This window comes from Jiangella mangrovi (genome assembly GCF_014204975.1).
Taxonomy (GTDB): Bacteria; Actinomycetota; Actinomycetes; order Jiangellales; family Jiangellaceae; genus Jiangella; species Jiangella mangrovi.
In genome coordinates this window covers 893,603-913,107 of the sequence record NZ_JACHMM010000001.1, presented here as the reverse complement: position 1 = coordinate 913,107, position 19,505 = coordinate 893,603, and the positions used below count along the sequence as shown (strand labels likewise).

Genomic DNA, 19,505 nt, shown 5'->3' with positions numbered 1-19,505 from the left:
CGATTCGACTGGTCCCATTCGGCCCCACAGCGTATAGTCCGTCCCAGTTTCGCTGGCTTGATGATGAGCCGGTGGGGGGTATCGGAGCCTTGGGGGGGCCATGGCTACGGTCGATCTGTCGTCGGCTGGCGCGCGCACACGTTCGCACGGAACCACGTCCACATTCGATGGGCGCGGTCCCTTGGTGCCGCCTGCGACTCGTCCATTTCGCTATCGTCGGATCACCGCCGCGGGTGACCTGCTGACCGGCGCTCTCGCCGTCGGCACCACCTGGGCGCTCAGCTGGTCGGCACTCGACGTCGCCATCGCCGTCAGCGTCATGGCGCTCGCGTGGCCGTTGGTGCTGACCGCCAAGACCGGCCGGCCCGACCGGCTGTTCGGCGTCAAGAACACCTACCGCGACATCTTCCAGGGGCTGGCCGCCGTCGTGGCCGTCCTAGCCGTCGCCGGTGCGGTGTTCTCGATCCCGCTGCTCGGCACGACGTTCCTCGCGGCGGCCGCGGTGCTGGCCGTCGGCTCGATCGCCGTGCGGGTCGCGGTCCGGCGCAAGCTGCGCCGGCTGCGCACGCTCGGCCGGGCCACGCGGCGCACGCTGCTGGTGGGTCCGGCGGCGGCCGTCGCCGACACCGTCGAGCGGTTCGCCCAGGACGGCGAGCACCCGCTCTCCGTCGTCGCGGCCTGCGTCGAGGGCGACGCCGCCGAGGCGCCCGGAGCGGTCCCGGTGGTCGGCAGCATCGTCGGCGGCCTGCCCGGCCACGACGACGCGCTGCGCGACGAGGAGATCGTCCACGCGGTGCGGCTCGCGGCCCAGCGGGTCCGTGCCCGCACGGTCTGCGTCACGCCCGGCTCGGAGTTCACCGGCGACCGCCTGCGCGCGCTGAGCTGGATGCTCGGCGACATCGGCATCGACCTCGTCACCGACCTCGGGCTGTCCGACGTCGCCGCGCACCGCATGGGACTGGGCACCATGGGCTCCGGCGTGCTGCTGCACGTCAAGCAGGTCCGCCCGACCGGCCTGCGGCTCGCGGCCAAGGTCGCGACCGACCGCGTGCTGGCGGGGTTCATCCTGCTCATGCTGTCGCCGCTGCTGCTGACCATCGGCCTCGCCGTCAAGGTCACCGACCCGGGTCCGGCCATCTACCGGCAGGTGCGGGTGGGCCGCGACGGCCTGTTCTTCACCATGCTGAAGTTCCGGACCATGTACGTCGACGCCGACCTGCGCCGCGCCGAGCTGCTCGACTCCGCCGACGGCGACGGGCCGATGTTCAAGATGCGCCACGACCCGCGCATCACCAGCATCGGCCGGCTGCTGCGCAAGTACTCGCTCGACGAGCTGCCGCAGCTGATCAACGTGCTGCGCGGCGACATGTCGCTGGTCGGCCCGCGGCCCGCCCTCCCCGAGGAGGTGGCCACGTACGACGGCACCGCCCGCCGGCGGCTGGCCGCGATCCCGGGCATGACGGGCCTGTGGCAGGTGAGCGGCCGGTCCAACCTCACCTGGGGCGAGACCGTCCGGCTGGACCTGCGCTACGTCGACAACTGGTCCTACACCGAGGACCTGCAGCTGCTGGGCCGCACGGCCGGGGCGGTGGTCCGCAGCACCGGGGCGTACTGATCTCCCCGGCCGGGGACGAGCGCCGGCTCATGGCCGGTGTATCGTCCTGACGGCCTCTGAGGGGAGTCGGTGTGGCGACGTGGCTGGTCACCGGGGCCGACGGCATGCTCGGCCGCGATCTGGTGACCATGCTCCGGGCGGTTCGCCAGCGGGTCATCCCGGCCACGCGCACGGTGCTGGACCTCACCGACCGCCGCGCGGTCGACGCCGCCGTCACGACCATTGCCCGCATCGGCGCGCACGGCAGCGGCTCGATCGTCGTCAACCTCGACAGCTGGGCCGACGTCGACGCCGCGGAGGTCGACGAGGGGGCGGCCCGGGCGATCAACGTGCACGGTGCCGCCAACCTCGCCCAGGCGTGCGGCCGGTCCGGCCTGCGCCTCATCCACCTGTCGACCAGCTACGTGTTCGACGGCGTCAGCACGGAGCCGTACGCCGAGGACGCGCCGGTCTCGCCCGCCACGGCGTACGGGCGCACCATGGCCGACGGCGAGCGGGCGGTGCTCGAGGCGCTGCCCGAGGCCGGTGTGGTGCTGCGGACCGGCTGGCTGTACGGCGAGTACGGGCGCAGCTTCGTCCGGACCGCCGCCACCGCGGCCACGGAGCGGCCCTTCACCGACGTCATCGACGACCAGTGGGGCCAGCCGACCTGGACCCTCGACGTGGCCGACCGCATCGTCGACATCGGCCGGGCGGCCGGCGTCTCGGGCGTCCTGCATGCCGTCAACTCCGGTGCGACGACGTGGTTCGGGCTGGCTCGCGCCGTCTACGCCGAGCTGGGGCTGGACCCGGAGCGGGTGCGGCCGGTCGCGGCGGACCAGGTGCCGCGGATCGTGCCGCGGCCCGCGCACTCGGTGCTGTCGCAGGAGCGGTGGGCGCGGTTCGGGCTGGCGCCGCTGCGGCCGTGGCGCGAGGCGCTGCGGGCGGCCGCGCCGAGCGTCCTCGGCGTCGAGTGACCGGATGCTGGACGCCTCGTCTCGGATGATGGGCGAGCGCGTGATCGTCCGCCGGTTCGCCCTAGGCTGGGACGTTCGAGACCGGCTTCGAGGAGTTCCGTGGCATCCACCGATGCGATCCTGGCCGCCCGCCTCGCCACCGAGGCGGGCGCGCTGCTGCTCGCACTGCGCCGCGACCACGACCCGGTCACGGGCACTCAGGCGCTGCGCGACGCCGGGGATCGCGCAGCCCATCGACTCCTGGCCGACGCCCTCGCGGCGGAGCGGCCCGGCGACGCCGTCCTCAGCGAGGAGGCGCCCGACGACGCCGCCCGGCTCGTCTCGCGGCGGGTCTGGATCGTCGACCCGCTCGACGGCACCCGCGAGTTCGGTGACGGTCGCGACGACTGGGCCGTGCACGTCGCTCTCTGGCAGGACGGCGAGCTGACGGCGGGCGCCGTCGCCCTGCCCGGCCTGGGCGCCGACGGCGTCACCCTCGGCTCCGACCCGGCCGCCATCGTCCCGCCGCGCGACCCCGCGGCGCCGCCGCGCATCGCCGTCAGCCGCAGCCGTCCGCCCGCCGCCGCGCAGCGGGCCGCCGAGGCCCTCGGGGCGGACCTGCTGCCCATGGGCTCGGCCGGCTTCAAGGTCGCCGCCGTGGTCCGCGGCGAGGCCGACGCCTACGTGCACGCCGGCGGCCAGTACGAGTGGGACTCCGCCGCACCGGTCGCCGTCGCCCGGTCCGCCGGCCTGTTCGCCAGCCGCCTCGACGGCTCGCCGCTGCGCTACAACCAGGCCGACCCGTATCTGCCCGACCTGCTCGTCGCCCGCCCGGAGCTCGCCGACGCGCTCCTGACCGCCGTCGCCGACGGCGCCGTCGCTCAACCGGTGAGGTCTTCATGACGATCCACGAGTACCAGCTCTCCCAGCTCGACTACCTCGAGGCCGAGGCGGTGCACGTCTTCCGCGAGGTCGCCGCCGAGCTGGAGCGCCCGGTCCTGCTGTTCTCCGGCGGCAAGGACTCCATCGTCATGCTCCGGCTGGCCGAGAAGGCGTTCTGGCCGGCGCCCATGCCGTTCCCCGTCATGCACGTCGACACCGGCCACAACTTCCCCGAGGTGCTCGAGTTCCGCGATCGCCGGGTCGCCGAGCTGGGCGTCAACCTCGTCGTCGCGTCAGTGCCCGAGGCCATCGAGCGCGGTCTGGTGGCCGAGGAGCCGAACGGCTCGCGCAACCGCATCCAGACGCCGGTCCTGCTCGAGGCGGTCGAGAAGCACCGCTTCACCGCGCTGTTCGGCGGCGCCCGGCGCGACGAGGAGAAGGCGCGGGCCAAGGAGCGGGTGTTCTCCTTCCGCGACGAGTTCGGCCAGTGGGACCCGAAGAACCAGCGCCCGGAGCTCTGGAACCTCTACAACGGCCGCATCCACCTGGGCGAGAGCATCCGGGTGTTCCCGCTGTCGAACTGGACCGAGCTCGACGTCTGGCACTACATCCAGCGCGAGAACATCGCCGTCCCGTCCATCTACTACGCGCACGACCGCGAGGTGTTCGAGCGCGACGGCATGCTCTTCGCCGACAACGAGTTCTGCCGGCCGCGCGAGGGAGAGACGACCTTCGTGGCGAAGGTGCGCTACCGCACGGTCGGCGACGCGTCGCTGACGGCGGCCGTGAAGTCCGACGCCGACACCGTCGAGAAGGTCATCGAGGAGATCGCCGCCACCCGGCTCACCGAGCGTGGCGCCACCCGCGGAGACGACCGCGTCAGCGAGGCCGCGATGGAGGACCGGAAGAAGGAAGGCTACTTCTGAGATGGATCTGCTCAGGTTCGCCACCGCCGGCTCCGTCGACGACGGCAAGAGCACGCTCATCGGGCGGCTGCTCTTCGACTCGAAGGCGATCTTCACCGACCAGCTCGAGAGCGTCGAGCGCACCAGCCAGCAGCGCGGTGACGAGTACACCGACCTGTCGCTGCTGACCGACGGCCTGCGCGCCGAGCGCGAGCAGGGCATCACCATCGACGTGGCGTACCGCTACTTCGCGACGCCGCGGCGCAAGTTCATCATCGCCGACACCCCGGGGCACATCCAGTACACCCGCAACATGGTCACGGGGGCGTCCACCGCCGACCTCGCGATCGTGCTGGTCGACGCTCGCAAGGGCATGGTCGAGCAGAGCCGCCGGCACGCGTTCCTCGTGTCGCTGCTGCGGGTGCCGCACCTGGTGCTGGCCGTGAACAAGATGGACCTCGTCGGCTGGTCGCAGGAGGTCTTCGAGTCCATCGAGCGCGAGTTCTCGTCGTTCGCCACCAAGCTCGAGGTGCCCGACCTCACCGTCGTCCCGATCTCGGCGCTGCACGGCGACAACATCGTCAGCCGCTCGCCGAACATGCCGTGGTACGAGGGCCCGTCGCTGCTGCACCACCTCGAGCACGTGCACATCGCCAGCGACCGCAACCTCGTCGACGTCCGGTTCCCGGTGCAGTACGTCATCCGGCCGCAGTCGCTGCAGAACAGCGACTACCGCGCCTACGCGGGCCAGGTGGCCGGCGGCGTGATGAAGCCCGGCGACGAGGTCATGGTGCTGCCCAGCGGCTTCACCACCCGCATCGCCGGCATCGACACCGCCGACGGCCCGGTGGCCGAGGCGTTCGCGCCGATGTCGGTCACGGTCCGGCTCGAGGACGAGATCGACGTCTCGCGCGGGGACATGATCTGCCGGCCGCACAACCAGCCGGCCGTCGCGCAGGACATCGACGCCATGGTCTGCTGGATGGCCGAGACGCCGCTGGTGCCCGGCCAGAAGCTCGCCGTCAAGCACACGACACGGTCGGCGCGGGCGGTGGTCAAGGAGCTGCAGTACCGCCTCGACGTCAACTCCCTGCATCGCGACGACACCGCGACGCAGCTCGGCCTCAACGACATCGGCAGGGTGCGGCTGCGCACTACGGTGCCGCTGCTGGCCGACGAGTACCGCCGCAACCGGCAGACCGGCGGGTTCATCCTCGTCGACGAGTCCACCAACCGCACGGTGGGCGCAGGCATGATCACGGCGGCGAGCTGAGCGGAGCGTGGACGGCAAGATCACCGGCCGGGATGCGATAACGCCCCTCGGCGGCTATGCTCGACCCGATTCGCGTCTCGTGGTGGCACCGAGACGCGTGGGGTGATTCGCTCGGGGGGGCCGAGAAGTGCCGATGCGCCGTTGTGCTGCTCGAACGGCGATCGCGTCGTGACCGCGATCAGGACCGGCTTCCACGATCTGCTCGGTCAGGCGGCTGCCGCCCGGCCGGACGCCCCGGCGCTCACCTACCGCAACCGGACGGCGAGCTACGCCGAGGTCTGGCGCACGGCGCAGGCCGCGGCGGCGCAGCTGGCCGGGCTCGGGCTGCGGCGCGGCGATCGCGTGGCGATCTACCTCGAGAAGCGCATCGAGACCGTGGCGGCGTTCGTCGCGGCGTCGGCGGCGGGCGGGGTGTTCGTCCCGGTGAACCACGTGCTCAAGGCCACGCAGGTCGGGCACATCCTCGCCGACAGCGGTGCGACGGTGCTGGTCACGTCGGCCGACCGGCTCGGGCAGCTGAACGCCGTCCTGGCGGGGACGGCGGTCACCGACGTGGTCGTCGTCGGCACGGGACTGCCCGCCGACGCCGCGCACGGGTACCGCGTGCACGGCTGGGACGCCGGCCAGGAGGCCGATGCTGAGCTGGAGCCGTCGCCGGCCATCGACGTCGACCCGGCGGCGATCCTTTACACGTCGGGCAGCACCGGCAAGCCCAAGGGCGTCGTGCTGAGCCACCGCAACCTCATCGTGGGCGCCGAGAGCGTCAGCAGCTATCTCGAGAACAGCGCCCACGACGTCATCCTCAGCGTCCTGCCGCTCAGCTTCGACGCCGGCCTGAGCCAGGTGACGACGGCCTTCTCGGTCGGCGCGCACTGCGTGCTGATGAACTACCTGCTGCCGCGCGAGGTGCCGAAGCTGTGCGAGCGGTACGGCGTGACTGGGCTGACCTGCGTCCCGCCGCTGTGGCTGCAGCTGGCCGAGGTGCCGTGGCCCGAGGAGGTGGCGCGCAAGCTGCGCTACTGGGCGAACACCGGCGGGCGCATGCCGCGGGTGACGCTGGACCGGTTGCGCGGCATCTTCACCGAGGCGCGCCCGTTCCTGATGTACGGGCTGACCGAGGCGTTCCGCTCGACCTACCTCGACCCCGCCGAGGTCGACCGCCGGCCCGACTCCATCGGCAAGGCGATCCCGAACGCGGAGATCCTCGTGGTGCGCCCCGACGGCACGCCGTGCGCGCCGGGCGAGGAGGGCGAGCTCGTGCACCGGGGCGCCCTGGTGGCGCTGGGCTACTGGAACGACCCGGTCCGCACGGCCGAGCGGTACAAGCCGCTGCGCCGCCCGGGCCAGGACTGGCGCACGCCCGAGCTCGCGGTGTGGTCCGGCGACACCGTCGTGGCCGACGACGAGGGCTTCCTCTACTTCGTGGGCCGCAAGGACGACATGATCAAGACCTCCGGCTACCGGGTGAGCCCGACGGAGGTCGAGGAGGCCGCGTACGGCACCGGGCTGGTGCGCGACGCCGTCGCCGTCGGCGTCGAGGACCCCGCGCTGGGCCAGCGGATCGTGCTCGTGGCCACGCCGCCGCAGGGTGAGCTGGACGTCGCGGCGCTGCTGGCCGCGCTGCGCCAGACGCTGCCGCTGTACATGGTCCCGGCCGGGGTCGAGGTCCGCGCCGAGCTGCCGCGCTCGCCCAACGGCAAGTTCGACCGCGGCCTCATCAAGGGGGAGCTGGTCCGGTGAAGCCGCACGAGCACGTCGCCGCCTTCGGCACTGCCGAGGGCGAGCTCCGCGTCGGCGGGATGCCGCTGAGCCGGCTGGCCGAGCGGGTCGGCTCGACGCCGTTCTTCGCCTACGACCGCGGGCTACTGGACGCCCGCATCGACCGGCTGCGTTCCGCGCTGCCGGCGTCGGTGCAGCTCAGCTACGCCATGAAGGCCAACCCGATGCCGGCCGTCGTCCAGCACCTGGCGCACCGGGTCGACCGCATCGACGTCGCCTCGGCGCTGGAGATGCACGCCGCCCTCGACACCGTCATGGCCGCCGGCCGGGTCAGCTTCGCCGGGCCGGGCAAGTCGCCGGCCGAGATCCGCCAGGCGGTCGCCGCCGGCATCATCGTCGAGGTCGAGTCGGCGACGGAGCTGGCGCGCGTCGTCGCGGCCGGCGACGACCTCGGGCTGACGCCGAACGTCGCGGTGCGCGTCAACCCCGACTTCGCGGTCAAGGGCTCCGGCATGCGCATGGGCGGCGGCCCGCAGCAGTTCGGCATCGACGCCGAGCAGGTGCCCGGCGTGCTGCGCGAGTTCGCCGCGGCCGGGGTGAACTGGCTCGGCTTCCACGTCTTCGCCGGGTCGCAGAACCTCAACGCCGAGATCATCGCCGAGGCGCAGCGGCGAACCGTCGACCTCGTCGCCTCGCTGGCCGAGCACCTGCCGGCGCCGGTGCGCTACCTCAACCTCGGCGGCGGCTTCGGCATCCCTTACGTCGGGAAGGACCAGCCGCTCGACCTCGGCCTCGTGGCGGCCGGGCTGGGTGAGCTCGTCGACGGCGCCCTGGCCGACCGGCTGCCCGAGGCGGTCCCCGTCATCGAGCTGGGCCGCTACATCGTCGGCGAGTGCGGCGTCTACGTCACCCGCGTCCTCGACCGCAAGGTGTCGCGCGGCAAGACCTACCTCGTGGTCGACGGCGGCATGCACCACCAGCTCGCGGCGTCGGGCAACTTCGGGCAGGTCATCCGCCGCAACTACCCGCTCGTCGTCGGCAACCACGTCGAGAAGCCGGGCGCCGAGACCGCCACCGTGGTCGGCTGCCTGTGCACGCCGCTGGACCTGCTCGGCGACGACGTCGAGCTGCCCGCCGCCGAGATCGGCGACCTCGTCGTGATCTTCCAGGCCGGCGCCTACGGCCTGACCGCCAGCCCCACGGCCTTCCTCGGGCACCCGGCCCCGGTCGAAGTCCTCGTCTGATCCATGGAGCAAGGAGCGCACATGACCGACACCCTGGACACCGTTCGCACGGTGCTGATCGAGTCGCTGGACCTCTCGCAGGCACCCGACGACCTCCAGGAGGACACCGCGCTGTTCGGCTCGCTGCCGGAGCTGGACTCGCTGGGCGTGCTCTCGCTGGTGTCGGCCATCGAGGAGCGCTTCGACATCACCATCGACGACGACGAGTTCGACGCCGAGCTGTTCGAGACGCTCGGCAGCCTGACGGAGTTCGTCGAGTCCAAGCTGGCCGCGGTCTGAGACCGGCTACCAGCGGACCAGCGTCAGCTCGCTGTAGAGATGATCGATCGACTCGGCGCCGACGTCCTTCGCCCGGAACATCCGGGGGCGAGGACCGGCCAGCTCGACGCCCGGACCGCCGGGCGTGAACCCGAGGACGCGCCGCTCCGCGAGCGTCAGCGGGAGCCCCTGCCGCAGCAGGTGGGCGCTCACCGCCGGCCAGGCCGCCTGCAGGACGCCGGGGTCGCCGCCGGCGTACAGCGGGGTGGCGAAGAACGGCAGTCGCTTGCGCCGGTCGCGGCGGTACACGAGGTAGCCGTGCTCGCCGCCGCGCTCGACCAGCACGTGCTGCGCGGCCGGGGCCTGCCGGTGGTCGCGGTGGATCTCGGCGTCGCGGCCGGTGAGCACGTGGTCGAGGGCGGCCGGCGCCGTCGTCACGCGAGTGCCCCGCTGCGGGCGCGGCAGGTTGGCGACGAGCCTGGTCGCGGTGTCGAGGCGCTGGAAGCCGAGACGCTCGTTCAGGGCGATGACGTTCCCGCTGGGCGACAGGTCGGTGAAGACGTAGCCCTTCTGCCCGAGCAGCGCGCGCACCAGCCGCAGCGAGTGCGCGCGGTACTCCTCGAGCACGCAGAACGCGGCCAGGTTGCAGAACGGCACCCGTTCGCCGGCGATGTCGCGGTCGGAGTAGACGGCCGCGTACACACCGACGACGGCGCCGTCGTCGGACAGCAGCTGGAAACCGCGGTTGGGCGCGTCGGCCTTCCACGGCGGGGCGAGCAGCCGGCCCCACGCGGCGGCGGAGACCCGCTGGTTGAGGTGCTGGTGCAGGAACCGGCTCGCAGCGCCGGTGTCGGCGTCGGAAATCGGCCGCACGACCACGGCGGGCGCTCCCATTCGGTCACCATAGCGCAGCTGATGAGGGGGGAGGTGCGGCGATGCCCAGCGTCGTGATCGCGGCCCACAACGAGGCCAACGTCATCGGGAGGTGCCTGGACGCGCTGGCCGCGCAGCGGTTCTCCGAGCCGATCGACGTGGTCGTGAGCGCCAACGGCTGCACCGACGACACCGCGGCGCTCGCCGCGCGCCCGGGCGTCACAGTGGTCGACCGAGCGGAGGCCGGCAAGCCCGCCGCCCTCGACGCCGGCGACCAGGTCGCGACCGGCTTCCCGCGCGTCTACCTCGACGCCGACATCGTCGTGCCGCCCGACGGCATCGCGACGCTGGTGGCCCGCTTCGGCGTGCTGCCGCGGCCGCTGGCCGTGGTGCCGCGGCGGCGGGTCAACACGACCGGCCGGCCGTGGCCGGTGAAGGCGTACTTCTCCATCAACGACCGGCACCCGGCGTTCCGGACCGGACTGTTCGGCCGGGGAATGATCGCGCTGTCCGAAGAGGGACGCGCGCGGTTCGAGACCTTCCCTGCGCTCATCGCCGACGACCTCTTCCTCGACTCGCGATTCTCCGCCGCGGAGAAGGCCGAGATGAGCGAGGTCGAGGTGGTGGTCGAGGCGCCGCGCACGACCCGCGACCTGCTGCGCCGCCTGGTCCGCGTCCGGCGCGGCAACGCCCAGCTGCGGGCCGCCGCGGCCAGAGGCGAGCTGGACCTGCCCGTGCGCCCGGCCGACCGGTGGGCCTGGCTGCGCGAGGTGGTCCTGCGCGAGCCCCGCCGTGCGCCGGCCGCCGTCCCGTACCTCGTCATCACCGTCGCGGCCGCCCTGCTCGCCCGCCGTCCGGCCAAGGACGGCGACGCCTGGGGCCGCGACGACAGCACGCGCACGGCCTCGCCCGCGGAAGGGACACCCACGTGACCGTCAACCTGTGCTTCCACGGCATCGGGACCTGCGAGCGGGAGCGCGAGCCCGGCGAGGCCCGCTACTGGGTCGCCGAGCCGATGTTCCAGCGGATCCTCGACGAGGCCGCGAAGCACCCGCACGTGCGGCTCAGCTTCGACGACGGCAACGCCTCCGACACCACGGTCGCCCTGCCGGCCCTGAAGGAACGGGGCCTGCGGGCCACCTTCTTCGCCCTCGCCGGGCGGCTGGACGACCCGGTCAGCCTGAGCGCGGCCGACCTGCAGGACCTGCGCGCGGCCGGCATGGAGATCGGCAGCCACGGCTGGGACCACGTGCCGTGGCGAGGGCTCTCGCCCGCCGACGCCCGCCGCGAGCTGGTCGAGGCGCGCGCCGCGATCGCCGAGGCCAGCGGCGGGCCGGTCGCGGAAGTGGCGCTGCCGCTCGGCCGTTACGACCGGCGGCTGCTCGGGCGGCTGCGCGGCGCCGGCTACGACGCGGTCTACACCAGCGACCGCTTCCCGGCCCGCTCCCAGTGGTGGCTGCAGGCGCGCTACAGCGTCACCGCGACGGACACCGTCGAGTCGGTCCGGGCGTTCATCACCCACCGGCCCGGCCCTCGCGACGCCCGCAACGCCGCGGTGAGCGTGATCAAGAGGCTGCGCTGATGGAGGCGTACATGGGTGCTGGGTCCGAGGAACTCGACGTCGCCGTGGCCGTCGTGACGTACAACAGCGAGCGCCACGTCGCCGACCTGCTCGACAGCCTGCCCGCGGCGATGGGTGAGCTCAGCTACTCCGTCGTGGTGGTCGACAACGGCTCGGCGGACGGCACCGTCGCACTTCTCGACGCCCGCACCGACTGCACCGTGGTCCGCTCGGTCAACGACGGCTACGCGGCGGGCATCAACCGGGCGGTGCGCTCGTCCCCGCCCGCCTCGACGGTGCTGGTCCTCAATCCCGACGCGACCCTCGACCCCGAGGCGGGACCACGCATGTTCGACGTCGTGCGCAAGCCGGGGGTCGGGATCGTGGCACCCCGGACGCGCGAGGCCGACGGCAGCCTGTCGCCGACCCTGAGGCGCACACCGACGCTCGGCCGGGTCGGCGGGCTCAGCTTCACTGGGCTCGCGATGTTCGCCGAGCGCATCGAGGACCCGCGCGCGTACGAGTCCGAGCACGAGGTCGACTGGGCGATCGGCTCGATCCTGCTGGTCGACCGCGAGTGCTTCGATGCGCTGGGCGGCCTGGACGAGTCGTACTTCCTCTACTCCGAGGAGACCGACTTCTGCCTGCGCGCCCGCGACCTCGGCTGGGCCACGGTCTACACGCCCGAGGCCGGCGGCATGCACGTGGGCGGCGGGTCGGGCGAGAACGCGACCACCCACACGATGCAGATGATCAACCGGATCCGGCTCTACCGGCGCCGCGCCGGCGACCGCCGGGCGTGGGGCTATTTCGCGCTGACGCTCCTGGTCGAGCTCCGCCGCGGCATTCTCGGCCACCGGAACTCGTGGACGACCCTGCGCGCACTGGTGCGCCCGTCGACCCGGCCGCCGATGCTGGGTGCGAGTGACGCCCTTCTGCCCCGATGAGTACCGTCATGATCAGCTCTGCGAGTTCTGCATGCTTACGCTAAAGTTCGCCCTAGCAGGATTCTTGGGGGGGCCGATGAAACTGCGCACCGAAGGCGTCAGCTGGCGTGAGATCGACGGAGAGACGGTCATTCTCGACCTGTCCTCGTCGACGTATCTGAAGACCAATGCCGCGGGTTCCACGATCATGCGGCTGCTGGCCGACGAACGCACCTCGGACGAGCTCGCCGACGGCCTCGTCGAGGCCTACGGCATCCCTGCCGACCAGGCCAAGGCCGACACCGAGACGTTCATCGCGATGCTTCGCGAGCGGAACCTCCTCGACACCGCAGATTCCTAGAGTCCGTCCCGGCATCGCTCTCGGGCGACCGCCGGAACAGCACCACCCATCCGCAGAAATGAATGAACTGGGGGTTTCCCATGGCGTACGAAGCGCCGACGCTCGAAGAGATCGGCTCGGTCCGCGATCTCACCCTGGCCGACAGCGGTCGTGGCCGCTCGGACCAGGTGCAGTGGTTCCGCTACAACAACGACCCCGGTGGCGTCCTTTCCTGACGCTCCGGCATGCCGGATACTCCGCCGTTCGGTCCGATCTCAGCAGAATTCATCAGAAACCTGTCTGAATCCCCGCAAGGGACGGTAGGCTCCGGTTCGTTACCAGTGGGGGGCATTGGTGGATGCTCCCTTGATCCGTCCTCGTCTGAGGGCACGAAGTAAGGGGGGCAGGGGCATGGCATACGAGCCGCCTGTTTTGGAAGAGGTCGGTTCCGTCCGCGACCTGACGCTGGCGCTGAACGGCTGGGGCTCGTCGGACCAGTTCTTCTGGTTCACGAGCAAGCCCGGCGGTGGCGGCGGCGGGGGGATCTCCTGACGTCAACCGCTCGGCGCGGCGGGACCCACCGTGAGGAGGGTCCCGCCGCGCCACGGTGACGCAGCTGAGTCCGTCGTGGATCATCCGCAGCCCAGATCCGAGTACTACCGGCTGTCCGCGTTCGAACTCGCCACGTCGTGGGTGCACGGGGTGCGCGCGGTGCCGGCCATTCCTGCTGTGCCGGCGACGCCGGTCGCCGCGCTCGAGGACGCCATCCGGCCCGCGCTGCTGCGCGCGCCCTGCTTCGTGTCGTTCTCCGGCGGGCGCGACTCCTCGGCCGTCCTGGCGGCCGCCACGGCGCTCGCGCGGCGCGAGGGCCTGCCGGACCCGGTGCCGATCACCGAGGTCTATCCCGGTGTCGCCGACGCCGACGAGTCCGACTGGCAGCGCCTGGTCATCGAGCACCTGGACATCACCGAGTGGGTCCGGCTCCCCGTGGCGGGCGAGAGCGACCTGCTCGGCCCCGGCGCGCGCGCCGGCCTGCTCCGGCGCGGCGTCGTGTGGCCGCCGGCGTTCCAGGTCAAGGACCCGCTGTTCGCCGCCGTCAGTGGCGGCTCCATGCTCACCGGCGAGGGTGGCGACGAGGTCATCGGCCCGCGCCGCATGACGCCGGTCAACCTGCTGGTGCGGCTGCGCCGGCGCCCGCGTCCGATCCTGCTGGCCGCGGTGGCCTCGTCGCTGCGCCCCGCGCCGGTCCGGCGCGCGGCCGTGCGCCGCCAGATGGTCGCCGACGACCAGCAGCCGTGGCTCCGTCCGGCCGTCGCGCGCGAGCACCGCCGGCTGCTGGCCGTCGACGAAGCGGCCGAGCCGCTGCCCTGGGACCGGTCCATCTGGTGGATCCGGCACCGGCGCGCGGTCGACGCGGTGCTGACCAACTACGATGCGCTCGGCGCCGAGTTCGACGTGCGGGTGGCGCACCCGCTGCTCGACGACGCCTTCCTCGCCGCGCTGGCACGCTTCGGCGGGCGGTGGGGCTTCGCCGGGCGCACCGACCTCATGCGCATCCTCTTCGGCCACCTGCTGCCCGAGGCGATCCTGAGCCGCGCCAGCAAGGCCAGCTTCGACCGCGCCTACATGGGCGAGCCGACCCGCGAGTTCGCGCGCACCTGGGACGGCTCCGGCGTCGACACCGCGCTCGTCGACCCCGAGGCGCTGCGGGCGTCCTGGCTCTCGGACCGGCCCTCGACGCTGTCGGGCACCCTGCTGCAGCAGGCCTGGCTGTCGGCGCGGGCCGTCCCGGCCGGAGGCGTCCGATGAGCGGGGCGGGCTGGTGGCGGGCGGTGCGCTCGGTCCGCGACTGGCCGGTCGCGGCCCGGGCGGTCCTGGTGACGGTGGTAGTCGAGGCCGGGCTCCGGCTGGCCACCCTGCCACGGCTGGCGTCGCTGGTCGGTGTGCCGCTGCGCTTCGACGACGACCCCGTCCCGCCGGCGGCGCCGTCGTTGCCGGCGATCCTCGGCGCGCGCGAGGTGCGGGCGCTGTACGTGAGTGAGCGGGTCGTGCGGCACTCGCCCTTCGGCGACACCTGCCTGCGCCGGGCGCTCGTCGGCGGGCATGTGCTGCGCCGTCGCAAACCGGCGCTGCGCGTGGGCGTGGCGAAGATCGACGGCCGCATCCAGGCGCACGCCTGGCTCGAGATCGACGGGGTCAGCCTCGACCCCGTGGGTGCGGCGACGTACCGGACGTTCGAGGCGATGGGCGGGTAGCGATGAGCACGGAACTGCAGTTGTTGTACGGGCTGCGGGTGGCCTCCGAGGTCCCGCTGCACCAGGAGCGGGCCGACACCGCCGAGGGCGAGCCGGACGTCGACATCCGCTGGGGCGACCCGGTCCCGCTGACGCTGGAGCCGCCGGCCGGGCAGGTGCTGGCGCACCTCGAGACCGACCAGCCGTACTACACGTTCACGCGCACCGACGACGGCGGCTGGGCGCTGCGGTTCTACCGGACCTGCGACTTCGTGGTGGCGCCCGGTGGCCGGTCGGCCCGGGTCCACGTGGTCGAGGGCGCTGACCCCGGCATCGCCGGCATCCTGACGGCCGGTGCCCTGCTGTCGTTCCTCGTCACCGTCCGCGGCGACATCGTGCTGCACGCGAGCGCCGTCCAGGTCGGCTCCGGCGCGGTCGCCTTCGTCGGGCGCTCGGGCATGGGGAAGTCGACCATGGCCACGCTGATGTGCGCGGCCGGCGGCACGCTGATCACCGACGACGTCCTCCGGCTCGACGACGACGGCGACGGCCGGCTGCTGTGCCGGCTCGGAGCGACGGAGCTGCGGCTGCGCAAGTCCGCGGCCGAGCTGGTCGAGCAGTTCGCCGTCGCACCGGCCAGCCGGCTCACCAGCGACGCCCGCGACGCGCTGAGCGTGGCGGCGTCGCACACCGACGCCCTGCCGCTGGCCGGCATCGTCTTCCCGCTGCCGGACCGCGAGCGCGAGACCATCGAGCTGACCCGCATGGGACCCATGGACGCGCTGATCACGCTGCTGCGCTTCCCGCGGCTGCTCGGCTGGTCCGACCCCGAGATCCTGGACCGGCAGTTCCAGCAGGCGGGCGAGATCGTCGAACGCGTGCCGGTGTTCATCGCGCACGTGCCGTGGGGTCCGCCGTTCTCGGCCGCCATCGCGCCAGCCATCGCCGACGCCGTCGGCCTGGGCGCGCGCGTCGGCTAACCCTGCCGGTACAGCGGGGCGGCGCCCGAGGTGGCGCCGGGCCGCACCGGCTCGGCGGTCGTGGTGTCGGCGCGGTTGCGGCTGTGCGCCTGGCCGAGCCACTCGCCGACTTCGGGATCGTCGCCGTCGCGGGCCGCCTGCCGTTCGTGCCGGGCGACCTGCTCGCGCAGGTACTCGACCTCTTCGCGACGGGCCCGCGCCCGGTTCGCGCCGGCCACGATCGCCATGATGCCGAGCAGCAGGAGCAGGCCGGTGCCGATGCCCGCCGCGAAGACGCCCCAGACGGGGGAGTCGAGGTCGTAGCCGAACGCGTCGAGCGCGACGGTGGCGTCACCGCCGGCGATGACGGCGACGACGACCACCGCTGCCGCGGCGGCGATGAGGATCAGTCCGAGCACGATCATGCCGGGTCCCTCCGGGAGGCAGGCTGCGTGTCAGTACACATCTCTTCCCGCCCCCACATCGGGGCAAACCAGGCGTGTCAGCATGTGACAGGGAGGCGAGGACGATGACGACACCCGTGAGCGACCGCAATCTCGACGGCTACGGCGCACCGCTGATCCCGTGGGAGAAGGTGCGGGAACGTCTGGACGCGGGCGTGCCGCAGGCGCCCGGCACCGGCGGGCCGAACCGGCACACCTGCTGGCTGGCGACGGTCCGCCCGGACGGACGGCCCCACGTCATGCCGCTCGGACTGCTCTGGCTGGACGGCGCGTTCTGGTTCAACGCCGGTCCCGGCACGCGCAAGGCGCGCAACCCGGCGGCCGACCCGCACTGCGTCGTCACGGTGGCGCTGGACCCGTTCGACATCGTCGTGGAGGGGACGGCGCAGAAGGTGACCGACGACGCGACGCTGCGGCGGGTGGTCGACGCGTACGCGGCCGACGACGGCTGGGAGGCGACCATCGAGGACGGCGCCCTGACCGCCCCCTTCAGCGCGCCGAGCGCCGGCCCGCCGCCGTGGGAGGTCTACCGCGTGACGCCGTCGACGGTGTTCGCCCTCGGCGCCGAGGACCCGCTCGGCGCGACGCGGTTCACGTTCTAGTCCTCGCCGACCTCGCCGTCCTCACCTTCGCGCATGATGTCGAGGTCGACGTCGCCGTCGATGCCGTCGACGTGCGCGAACGTGTTGACCTGCCAGACATGCCAGCGGTCGTCGGTGGGCCGGCGGAAGAAGCGGTAGTCCCAGAGCCGCCGGTCCAGGCCGTCGCGCACGGGGTAGACGTCGTCCCAGTCGGGGCGGACGTAGAACAGCAGGTGCCGGCCCCAGGCCTCCTCGACCAGCTGCACGAATGCGTCGACCTCGGCGGAGACGTGGTCGGTGGGCGGCCGGTCGCTGCAGTTGCCGGTCAGCTCGAGGTCGATGACCGGCGGCAGCGCGTCGTCGTCGGGCGGGGCCGCCGCCAGGAAGTTCTCGGCCTGCGCCTCGCCGGGCGCGCAGAGCGTGAAGAAGTGGTAGGCGCCGCGGTCGAGGCCGGCCGCCGCGGCGCCCTCCCAGTTCTCGGTGAACCACGCGTCGACCCAGCCCTGGCCCTCGCTGGCCTTGATGTAGGCGAACTGGATGCCGTCGTCCGCGACCGCCTGCCAGTCGATCTCGCCCTGGTGCGCGGAGACGTCGATGCCGTAGCGCTCGCCGTCCTCGAGCGCCGGCCGCCAGTGCGGCACCGCGCCGAACCAGAGGGCGGCGCCGAGCCCCAGCCCTCCGATGACCACCGCGGACACGGTGACGATGATCCTGCGGCGCATGGCCTCACTTTAACCGGCAATCCGGACGTATCGTCAGCTCATGGCACCGGATGTGTGGGCCCGGGGGGACGCGTACGAGGCATACGTCGGACGGTGGAGCCGCCGCGTCGCGGCCGCGTTCGTGCCGTGGCTCGGCGTGCCGGCGGGCATGCGATGGGTCGACGTCGGCTGCGGCACCGGCGCGCTGACGCAGACCGTGCTGGAGCTCGCCGCCCCCGCCTCGGTCCTGGGCGTGGACCCGTCCGAGGGCTTCCTCGAGACGGCGCGCGCCGAGGTCCCGGGCGCCTCGTTCGAGGCCGGCACGGCGGCGTCGCTCCCCGTCGCCGACCGGGCCGTCGATGCCGTCGTCAGCGGGCTGGCGGTGAACTTCGTGCCCGACGCTCCCGCCGCCGTGGCGGAGTTCACGCGCGTGGCCGCGCCGGGCGCCGTCGTCGCCGCCTACGTCTGGGACTACGCCGACGGCATGCAGATGATGCGGCACTTCTGGGCCGCCGCGGCCGACGTCGACCCAGCGGGCGCCCGCCTCGACGAGGGCACCCGCTTCCCGCTCTGCCGGCCGGAGCCGCTGAGTCACCTCTGGCTGGCGGCCGGGCTGGTCGAGGTCGACGTGCGCGGTATCGAGATCCCGACGGTGTTCGCCTCGTTCGACGACTTCTGGCGCCCGTTCCTCGGCGGCCAGGGCGCTGCCCCCGGCTACCTGGCCGCGCTGCCGCCGTCGCAGCAGGAGGCCATTCGCACGGCGCTGCGGGCCCGGGTCCCGGCGATGGCGGACGGCTCGGTCGCGCTCACCGCCCGCGCCTGGGCGGTCCGCGGCCGGCGGATCAGCCGCTGAGGGAGCCGCGACGCACCTGGCCGGGGCCTACCCCGTCGTTCGCGCTGCCCCTGACCGACGAGCCGTGGGGACAGCGCCGATTCGGACTGGTCGATCCCGCGGGCATGTGGGTCGACGTCGTCGAGCAGATCGAGCCGGCACCGGGCTGGTGGGACCCCTACGTCAGCTAGAACGTGTCTGGCGGTCGTCGGCGGTCCGCCGTGGGTCACCCCTGCGGGTGCCGCGCCCTGGTGTCGCTGCCGCCCCGATCTCCATGATCGTCCAGGATTGGTGGGGTCATGACACCACCGATCCTGGATGATCATCGCGGCCGGACACGGGCCGCTGATCAGTCAGGCACTCACCTCCGTGCCAAGGCCCGGTGCACGCTCGAGCCACGTCAAGGTGAGATCTCTGCGGGCAGCGGCACGCCCGCGGTGACCAGGTCCCGTCAGAGACTCCCTAGCGGGACAGGGCGTCCTCGAGCTCCTTCAGGAGCCGCGCCTTGGGACGCGCCCCGACGAGGGCCTGCACCGGCTCTCCGTCGACGAACAGCATGAGGGTGGGCAGCGACATGACGCGGTAGCGGGCGCCGAGGTCGGGGTGCTCGTCGGTGTTGACCTTGCGGATCGCGACGATGCCGTCGAGCTCGCGGGCCAGCTCGTCGAGCATGGGCGCGATCATGTGGCAGGGCGGGCACCACTGCGCCCAGAAGTCGACCAGCACCGGCAGCTCGCTGCGCAGCACCTCGCGCTCGAAGGTCTCGTCCGTCACCGTGACCGTCATCGGCCGCCCTCACCCTCGTGCCGGGCCTGCGCGTCGTGGAGCTTGGCCTGGATGCTCGCGCGGACCTCGGTCAGCCGCGCGAGCACCCCGTCGACCTCGGCCAGCTTGCGCCGGTAGGTCTCGAGGGAGTCCGCGCACGCGTCGCCGGAGTCGTGCCCCGAGCGCAGGCAGTCGACGAACGGGCGGGTGTCGTCGAGGCTGAACCCGATGCCCTGCAGCGCCTGGATCTCCGCGACCAGTCGTAGGTCGTCATCGTCGTACTCGCGGTAGCCGTTGGGGGCGCGCTGCGCCATGAGTAGGCCCTGTGACTCGTAGAACCGCAGGGCCCGGGTGGTGGTGCCGGTCCGCTGGGCGAGGTCGCCGATACGCATGTCTCGACGGTAATCCTTGACGTGTGCGTCAAGGCAAGAACGGCCG

24 protein-coding genes and 1 pseudogene are annotated in these 19,505 nt (G+C 72.8%); 20 read left to right on the top strand and 5 right to left on the bottom strand.

Going from position 1 to position 19,505, the window contains the following annotated elements; all coding sequences use genetic code 11:
• The first annotated feature begins 184 nt into the window (after positions 1-184).
• The 8 genes from HD601_RS04185 to HD601_RS04150 all read left to right on the top strand — a co-directional run bounded on the left by HD601_RS04185 (position 185) and on the right by HD601_RS04150 (position 8,852).
• Positions 185-1,615: an exopolysaccharide biosynthesis polyprenyl glycosylphosphotransferase gene (locus HD601_RS04185; RefSeq protein WP_184819630.1), complete on the top strand. Its 1,431-nt coding sequence runs from the start codon at positions 185-187 to the stop codon at positions 1,613-1,615.
• Between the two features lie 71 nt (positions 1,616-1,686).
• Entirely contained in the window at positions 1,687-2,571 is an 885-nt protein-coding gene (gene rfbD, locus HD601_RS04180) for a dTDP-4-dehydrorhamnose reductase (protein WP_184819628.1), read from the top strand.
• A gap of 99 nt (positions 2,572-2,670) precedes the next feature.
• Positions 2,671-3,453 (top strand): inositol monophosphatase family protein, encoded by a 783-nt coding sequence (locus HD601_RS04175; protein WP_184819626.1) that lies wholly within the window; start codon positions 2,671-2,673, stop codon positions 3,451-3,453.
• A complete protein-coding gene (cysD, locus tag HD601_RS04170) occupies positions 3,450-4,358 on the top strand; it encodes a sulfate adenylyltransferase subunit CysD (RefSeq protein WP_184819624.1) in 909 nt (302 codons plus the stop codon). Before HD601_RS04175 ends, cysD begins: the two co-directional genes overlap by 4 nt.
• Position 4,359: 1 nt before the next feature.
• The gene (gene cysN / locus HD601_RS04165; protein ID WP_184819622.1) at positions 4,360-5,610 is read left to right on the top strand and encodes a sulfate adenylyltransferase subunit CysN; all 1,251 of its coding nucleotides are present in this window, start codon (positions 4,360-4,362) and stop codon (positions 5,608-5,610) included.
• Between the two features lie 168 nt (positions 5,611-5,778).
• Positions 5,779-7,350, top strand: coding sequence for an acyl-CoA ligase (AMP-forming), exosortase A system-associated (locus HD601_RS04160; protein WP_221440524.1), 1,572 nt, complete (start codon positions 5,779-5,781; stop codon positions 7,348-7,350).
• Complete coding sequence (locus HD601_RS04155) at positions 7,347-8,573, top strand: pyridoxal-dependent decarboxylase, exosortase A system-associated (protein WP_184819620.1); 1,227 nt, start codon at positions 7,347-7,349, stop codon at positions 8,571-8,573. Before HD601_RS04160 ends, HD601_RS04155 begins: the two co-directional genes overlap by 4 nt.
• Before the next feature lie 21 nt (positions 8,574-8,594).
• Positions 8,595-8,852 (top strand): acyl carrier protein, encoded by a 258-nt coding sequence (locus HD601_RS04150; RefSeq protein WP_184819618.1) that lies wholly within the window; start codon positions 8,595-8,597, stop codon positions 8,850-8,852.
• 6 nt (positions 8,853-8,858) lie between these two features.
• On the opposite strand, the gene HD601_RS04145 is transcribed toward HD601_RS04150, so the two are convergent.
• Complete coding sequence (locus HD601_RS04145; RefSeq protein WP_184819616.1) at positions 8,859-9,725, bottom strand: hypothetical protein; 867 nt, start codon at positions 9,723-9,725, stop codon at positions 8,859-8,861.
• Between the two features lie 41 nt (positions 9,726-9,766).
• On the opposite strand from HD601_RS04145, the gene HD601_RS04140 reads away from it, so the two are divergent.
• The 9 genes from HD601_RS04140 to HD601_RS04100 all read left to right on the top strand — a co-directional run bounded on the left by HD601_RS04140 (position 9,767) and on the right by HD601_RS04100 (position 15,745).
• Positions 9,767-10,636: a glycosyltransferase family 2 protein gene (locus tag HD601_RS04140; RefSeq protein ID WP_184819614.1), complete on the top strand. Its 870-nt coding sequence runs from the start codon at positions 9,767-9,769 to the stop codon at positions 10,634-10,636.
• Positions 10,633-11,286 carry a polysaccharide deacetylase family protein gene (locus HD601_RS04135; protein ID WP_221440523.1) on the top strand — a complete coding sequence of 218 codons (654 nt, stop codon included), beginning with the start codon at positions 10,633-10,635 and terminating at the stop codon, positions 11,284-11,286. Before HD601_RS04140 ends, HD601_RS04135 begins: the two co-directional genes overlap by 4 nt.
• An 11-nt stretch (positions 11,287-11,297) precedes the next feature.
• A complete protein-coding gene (locus HD601_RS04130) occupies positions 11,298-12,212 on the top strand; it encodes a glycosyltransferase (protein ID WP_184819612.1) in 915 nt (304 codons plus the stop codon).
• Between the two features lie 76 nt (positions 12,213-12,288).
• Positions 12,289-12,552, top strand: coding sequence for a PqqD family protein (locus HD601_RS04125; RefSeq protein ID WP_184819611.1), 264 nt, complete (start codon positions 12,289-12,291; stop codon positions 12,550-12,552).
• 80 nt (positions 12,553-12,632) lie between these two features.
• A complete protein-coding gene (locus HD601_RS04120; RefSeq protein ID WP_184819609.1) occupies positions 12,633-12,767 on the top strand; it encodes a lasso RiPP family leader peptide-containing protein in 135 nt (44 codons plus the stop codon).
• A gap of 175 nt (positions 12,768-12,942) precedes the next feature.
• Entirely contained in the window at positions 12,943-13,083 is a 141-nt protein-coding gene (locus tag HD601_RS04115) for a lasso RiPP family leader peptide-containing protein (protein WP_184819607.1), read from the top strand.
• A 75-nt stretch (positions 13,084-13,158) separates the two neighbouring features.
• On the top strand, positions 13,159-14,340 hold the full coding sequence (locus HD601_RS04110; protein ID WP_184819605.1) for an asparagine synthase-related protein: 1,182 nt from the start codon (positions 13,159-13,161) through the stop codon (positions 14,338-14,340).
• The gene (locus HD601_RS04105; protein WP_184819603.1) at positions 14,337-14,786 is read left to right on the top strand and encodes a lasso peptide biosynthesis B2 protein; all 450 of its coding nucleotides are present in this window, start codon (positions 14,337-14,339) and stop codon (positions 14,784-14,786) included. Before HD601_RS04110 ends, HD601_RS04105 begins: the two co-directional genes overlap by 4 nt.
• A gap of 2 nt (positions 14,787-14,788) precedes the next feature.
• A complete protein-coding gene (locus HD601_RS04100) occupies positions 14,789-15,745 on the top strand; it encodes a hypothetical protein (RefSeq protein ID WP_184819601.1) in 957 nt (318 codons plus the stop codon).
• On the opposite strand, the gene HD601_RS04095 is transcribed toward HD601_RS04100, so the two are convergent.
• Positions 15,742-16,149 carry a hypothetical protein gene (locus tag HD601_RS04095; protein WP_184819599.1) on the bottom strand — a complete coding sequence of 136 codons (408 nt, stop codon included), beginning with the start codon at positions 16,147-16,149 and terminating at the stop codon, positions 15,742-15,744. The genes HD601_RS04100 and HD601_RS04095 overlap by 4 nt on opposite strands.
• A 104-nt stretch (positions 16,150-16,253) precedes the next feature.
• Here HD601_RS04095 and HD601_RS04090 point away from each other — a divergent pair, with 104 nt between their 5' ends.
• The gene (locus tag HD601_RS04090) at positions 16,254-16,790 is read left to right on the top strand and encodes a pyridoxamine 5'-phosphate oxidase family protein (RefSeq protein WP_184819597.1); all 537 of its coding nucleotides are present in this window, start codon (positions 16,254-16,256) and stop codon (positions 16,788-16,790) included.
• On the opposite strand, the gene HD601_RS04085 is transcribed toward HD601_RS04090, so the two are convergent.
• Entirely contained in the window at positions 16,787-17,491 is a 705-nt protein-coding gene (locus HD601_RS04085) for a GH25 family lysozyme (RefSeq protein ID WP_184819595.1), read from the bottom strand. The two genes, HD601_RS04090 and HD601_RS04085, sit on opposite strands and share 4 nt — an antisense overlap.
• 40 nt (positions 17,492-17,531) lie before the next feature.
• Here HD601_RS04085 and HD601_RS04080 point away from each other — a divergent pair, with 40 nt between their 5' ends.
• Positions 17,532-18,323, top strand: a complete 792-nt coding sequence (locus HD601_RS04080) for a class I SAM-dependent methyltransferase (protein ID WP_184819593.1) — start codon at positions 17,532-17,534, stop codon at positions 18,321-18,323.
• Between the two features lie 41 nt (positions 18,324-18,364).
• Positions 18,365-18,493: pseudogene (locus HD601_RS35400) on the top strand (VOC family protein); the annotation flags it as partial.
• Positions 18,494-18,764: 271 nt separating this feature from the next.
• On the opposite strand, the gene trxA reads toward HD601_RS35400, so the two are convergent.
• Positions 18,765-19,088, bottom strand: a complete 324-nt coding sequence (gene trxA / locus HD601_RS04075) for a thioredoxin (protein WP_184819591.1) — start codon at positions 19,086-19,088, stop codon at positions 18,765-18,767.
• Complete coding sequence (locus HD601_RS04070) at positions 19,085-19,459, bottom strand: MerR family transcriptional regulator (protein ID WP_184819589.1); 375 nt, start codon at positions 19,457-19,459, stop codon at positions 19,085-19,087. The genes trxA and HD601_RS04070 overlap by 4 nt, the downstream gene beginning before the upstream one ends.
• Positions 19,460-19,505: the final 46 nt, after the last annotated feature.

Coding starts and splice junctions, on each gene's coding strand:
- cysD (WP_184819624.1), top strand. CDS start 3,450: ATGACGATCCACGAGTACCAGCTCTCCCAGCTCGACTACCTCGAGGCC.
- cysN (WP_184819622.1), top strand. CDS start 4,360: ATGGATCTGCTCAGGTTCGCCACCGCCGGCTCCGTCGACGACGGCAAG.
- HD601_RS04150 (WP_184819618.1), top strand. CDS start 8,595: ATGACCGACACCCTGGACACCGTTCGCACGGTGCTGATCGAGTCGCTG.
- HD601_RS04145 (WP_184819616.1), bottom strand. CDS start 9,725: ATGGGAGCGCCCGCCGTGGTCGTGCGGCCGATTTCCGACGCCGACACC.
- HD601_RS04140 (WP_184819614.1), top strand. CDS start 9,767: ATGCCCAGCGTCGTGATCGCGGCCCACAACGAGGCCAACGTCATCGGG.
- HD601_RS04130 (WP_184819612.1), top strand. CDS start 11,298: ATGGGTGCTGGGTCCGAGGAACTCGACGTCGCCGTGGCCGTCGTGACG.
- HD601_RS04125 (WP_184819611.1), top strand. CDS start 12,289: ATGAAACTGCGCACCGAAGGCGTCAGCTGGCGTGAGATCGACGGAGAG.
- HD601_RS04120 (WP_184819609.1), top strand. CDS start 12,633: ATGGCGTACGAAGCGCCGACGCTCGAAGAGATCGGCTCGGTCCGCGAT.
- HD601_RS04115 (WP_184819607.1), top strand. CDS start 12,943: ATGGCATACGAGCCGCCTGTTTTGGAAGAGGTCGGTTCCGTCCGCGAC.
- HD601_RS04105 (WP_184819603.1), top strand. CDS start 14,337: ATGAGCGGGGCGGGCTGGTGGCGGGCGGTGCGCTCGGTCCGCGACTGG.
- HD601_RS04100 (WP_184819601.1), top strand. CDS start 14,789: ATGAGCACGGAACTGCAGTTGTTGTACGGGCTGCGGGTGGCCTCCGAG.
- HD601_RS04095 (WP_184819599.1), bottom strand. CDS start 16,149: ATGATCGTGCTCGGACTGATCCTCATCGCCGCCGCGGCAGCGGTGGTC.
- HD601_RS04090 (WP_184819597.1), top strand. CDS start 16,254: ATGACGACACCCGTGAGCGACCGCAATCTCGACGGCTACGGCGCACCG.
- HD601_RS04085 (WP_184819595.1), bottom strand. CDS start 17,491: ATGCGCCGCAGGATCATCGTCACCGTGTCCGCGGTGGTCATCGGAGGG.
- HD601_RS04080 (WP_184819593.1), top strand. CDS start 17,532: ATGGCACCGGATGTGTGGGCCCGGGGGGACGCGTACGAGGCATACGTC.
- trxA (WP_184819591.1), bottom strand. CDS start 19,088: ATGACGGTCACGGTGACGGACGAGACCTTCGAGCGCGAGGTGCTGCGC.
- HD601_RS04070 (WP_184819589.1), bottom strand. CDS start 19,459: ATGCGTATCGGCGACCTCGCCCAGCGGACCGGCACCACCACCCGGGCC.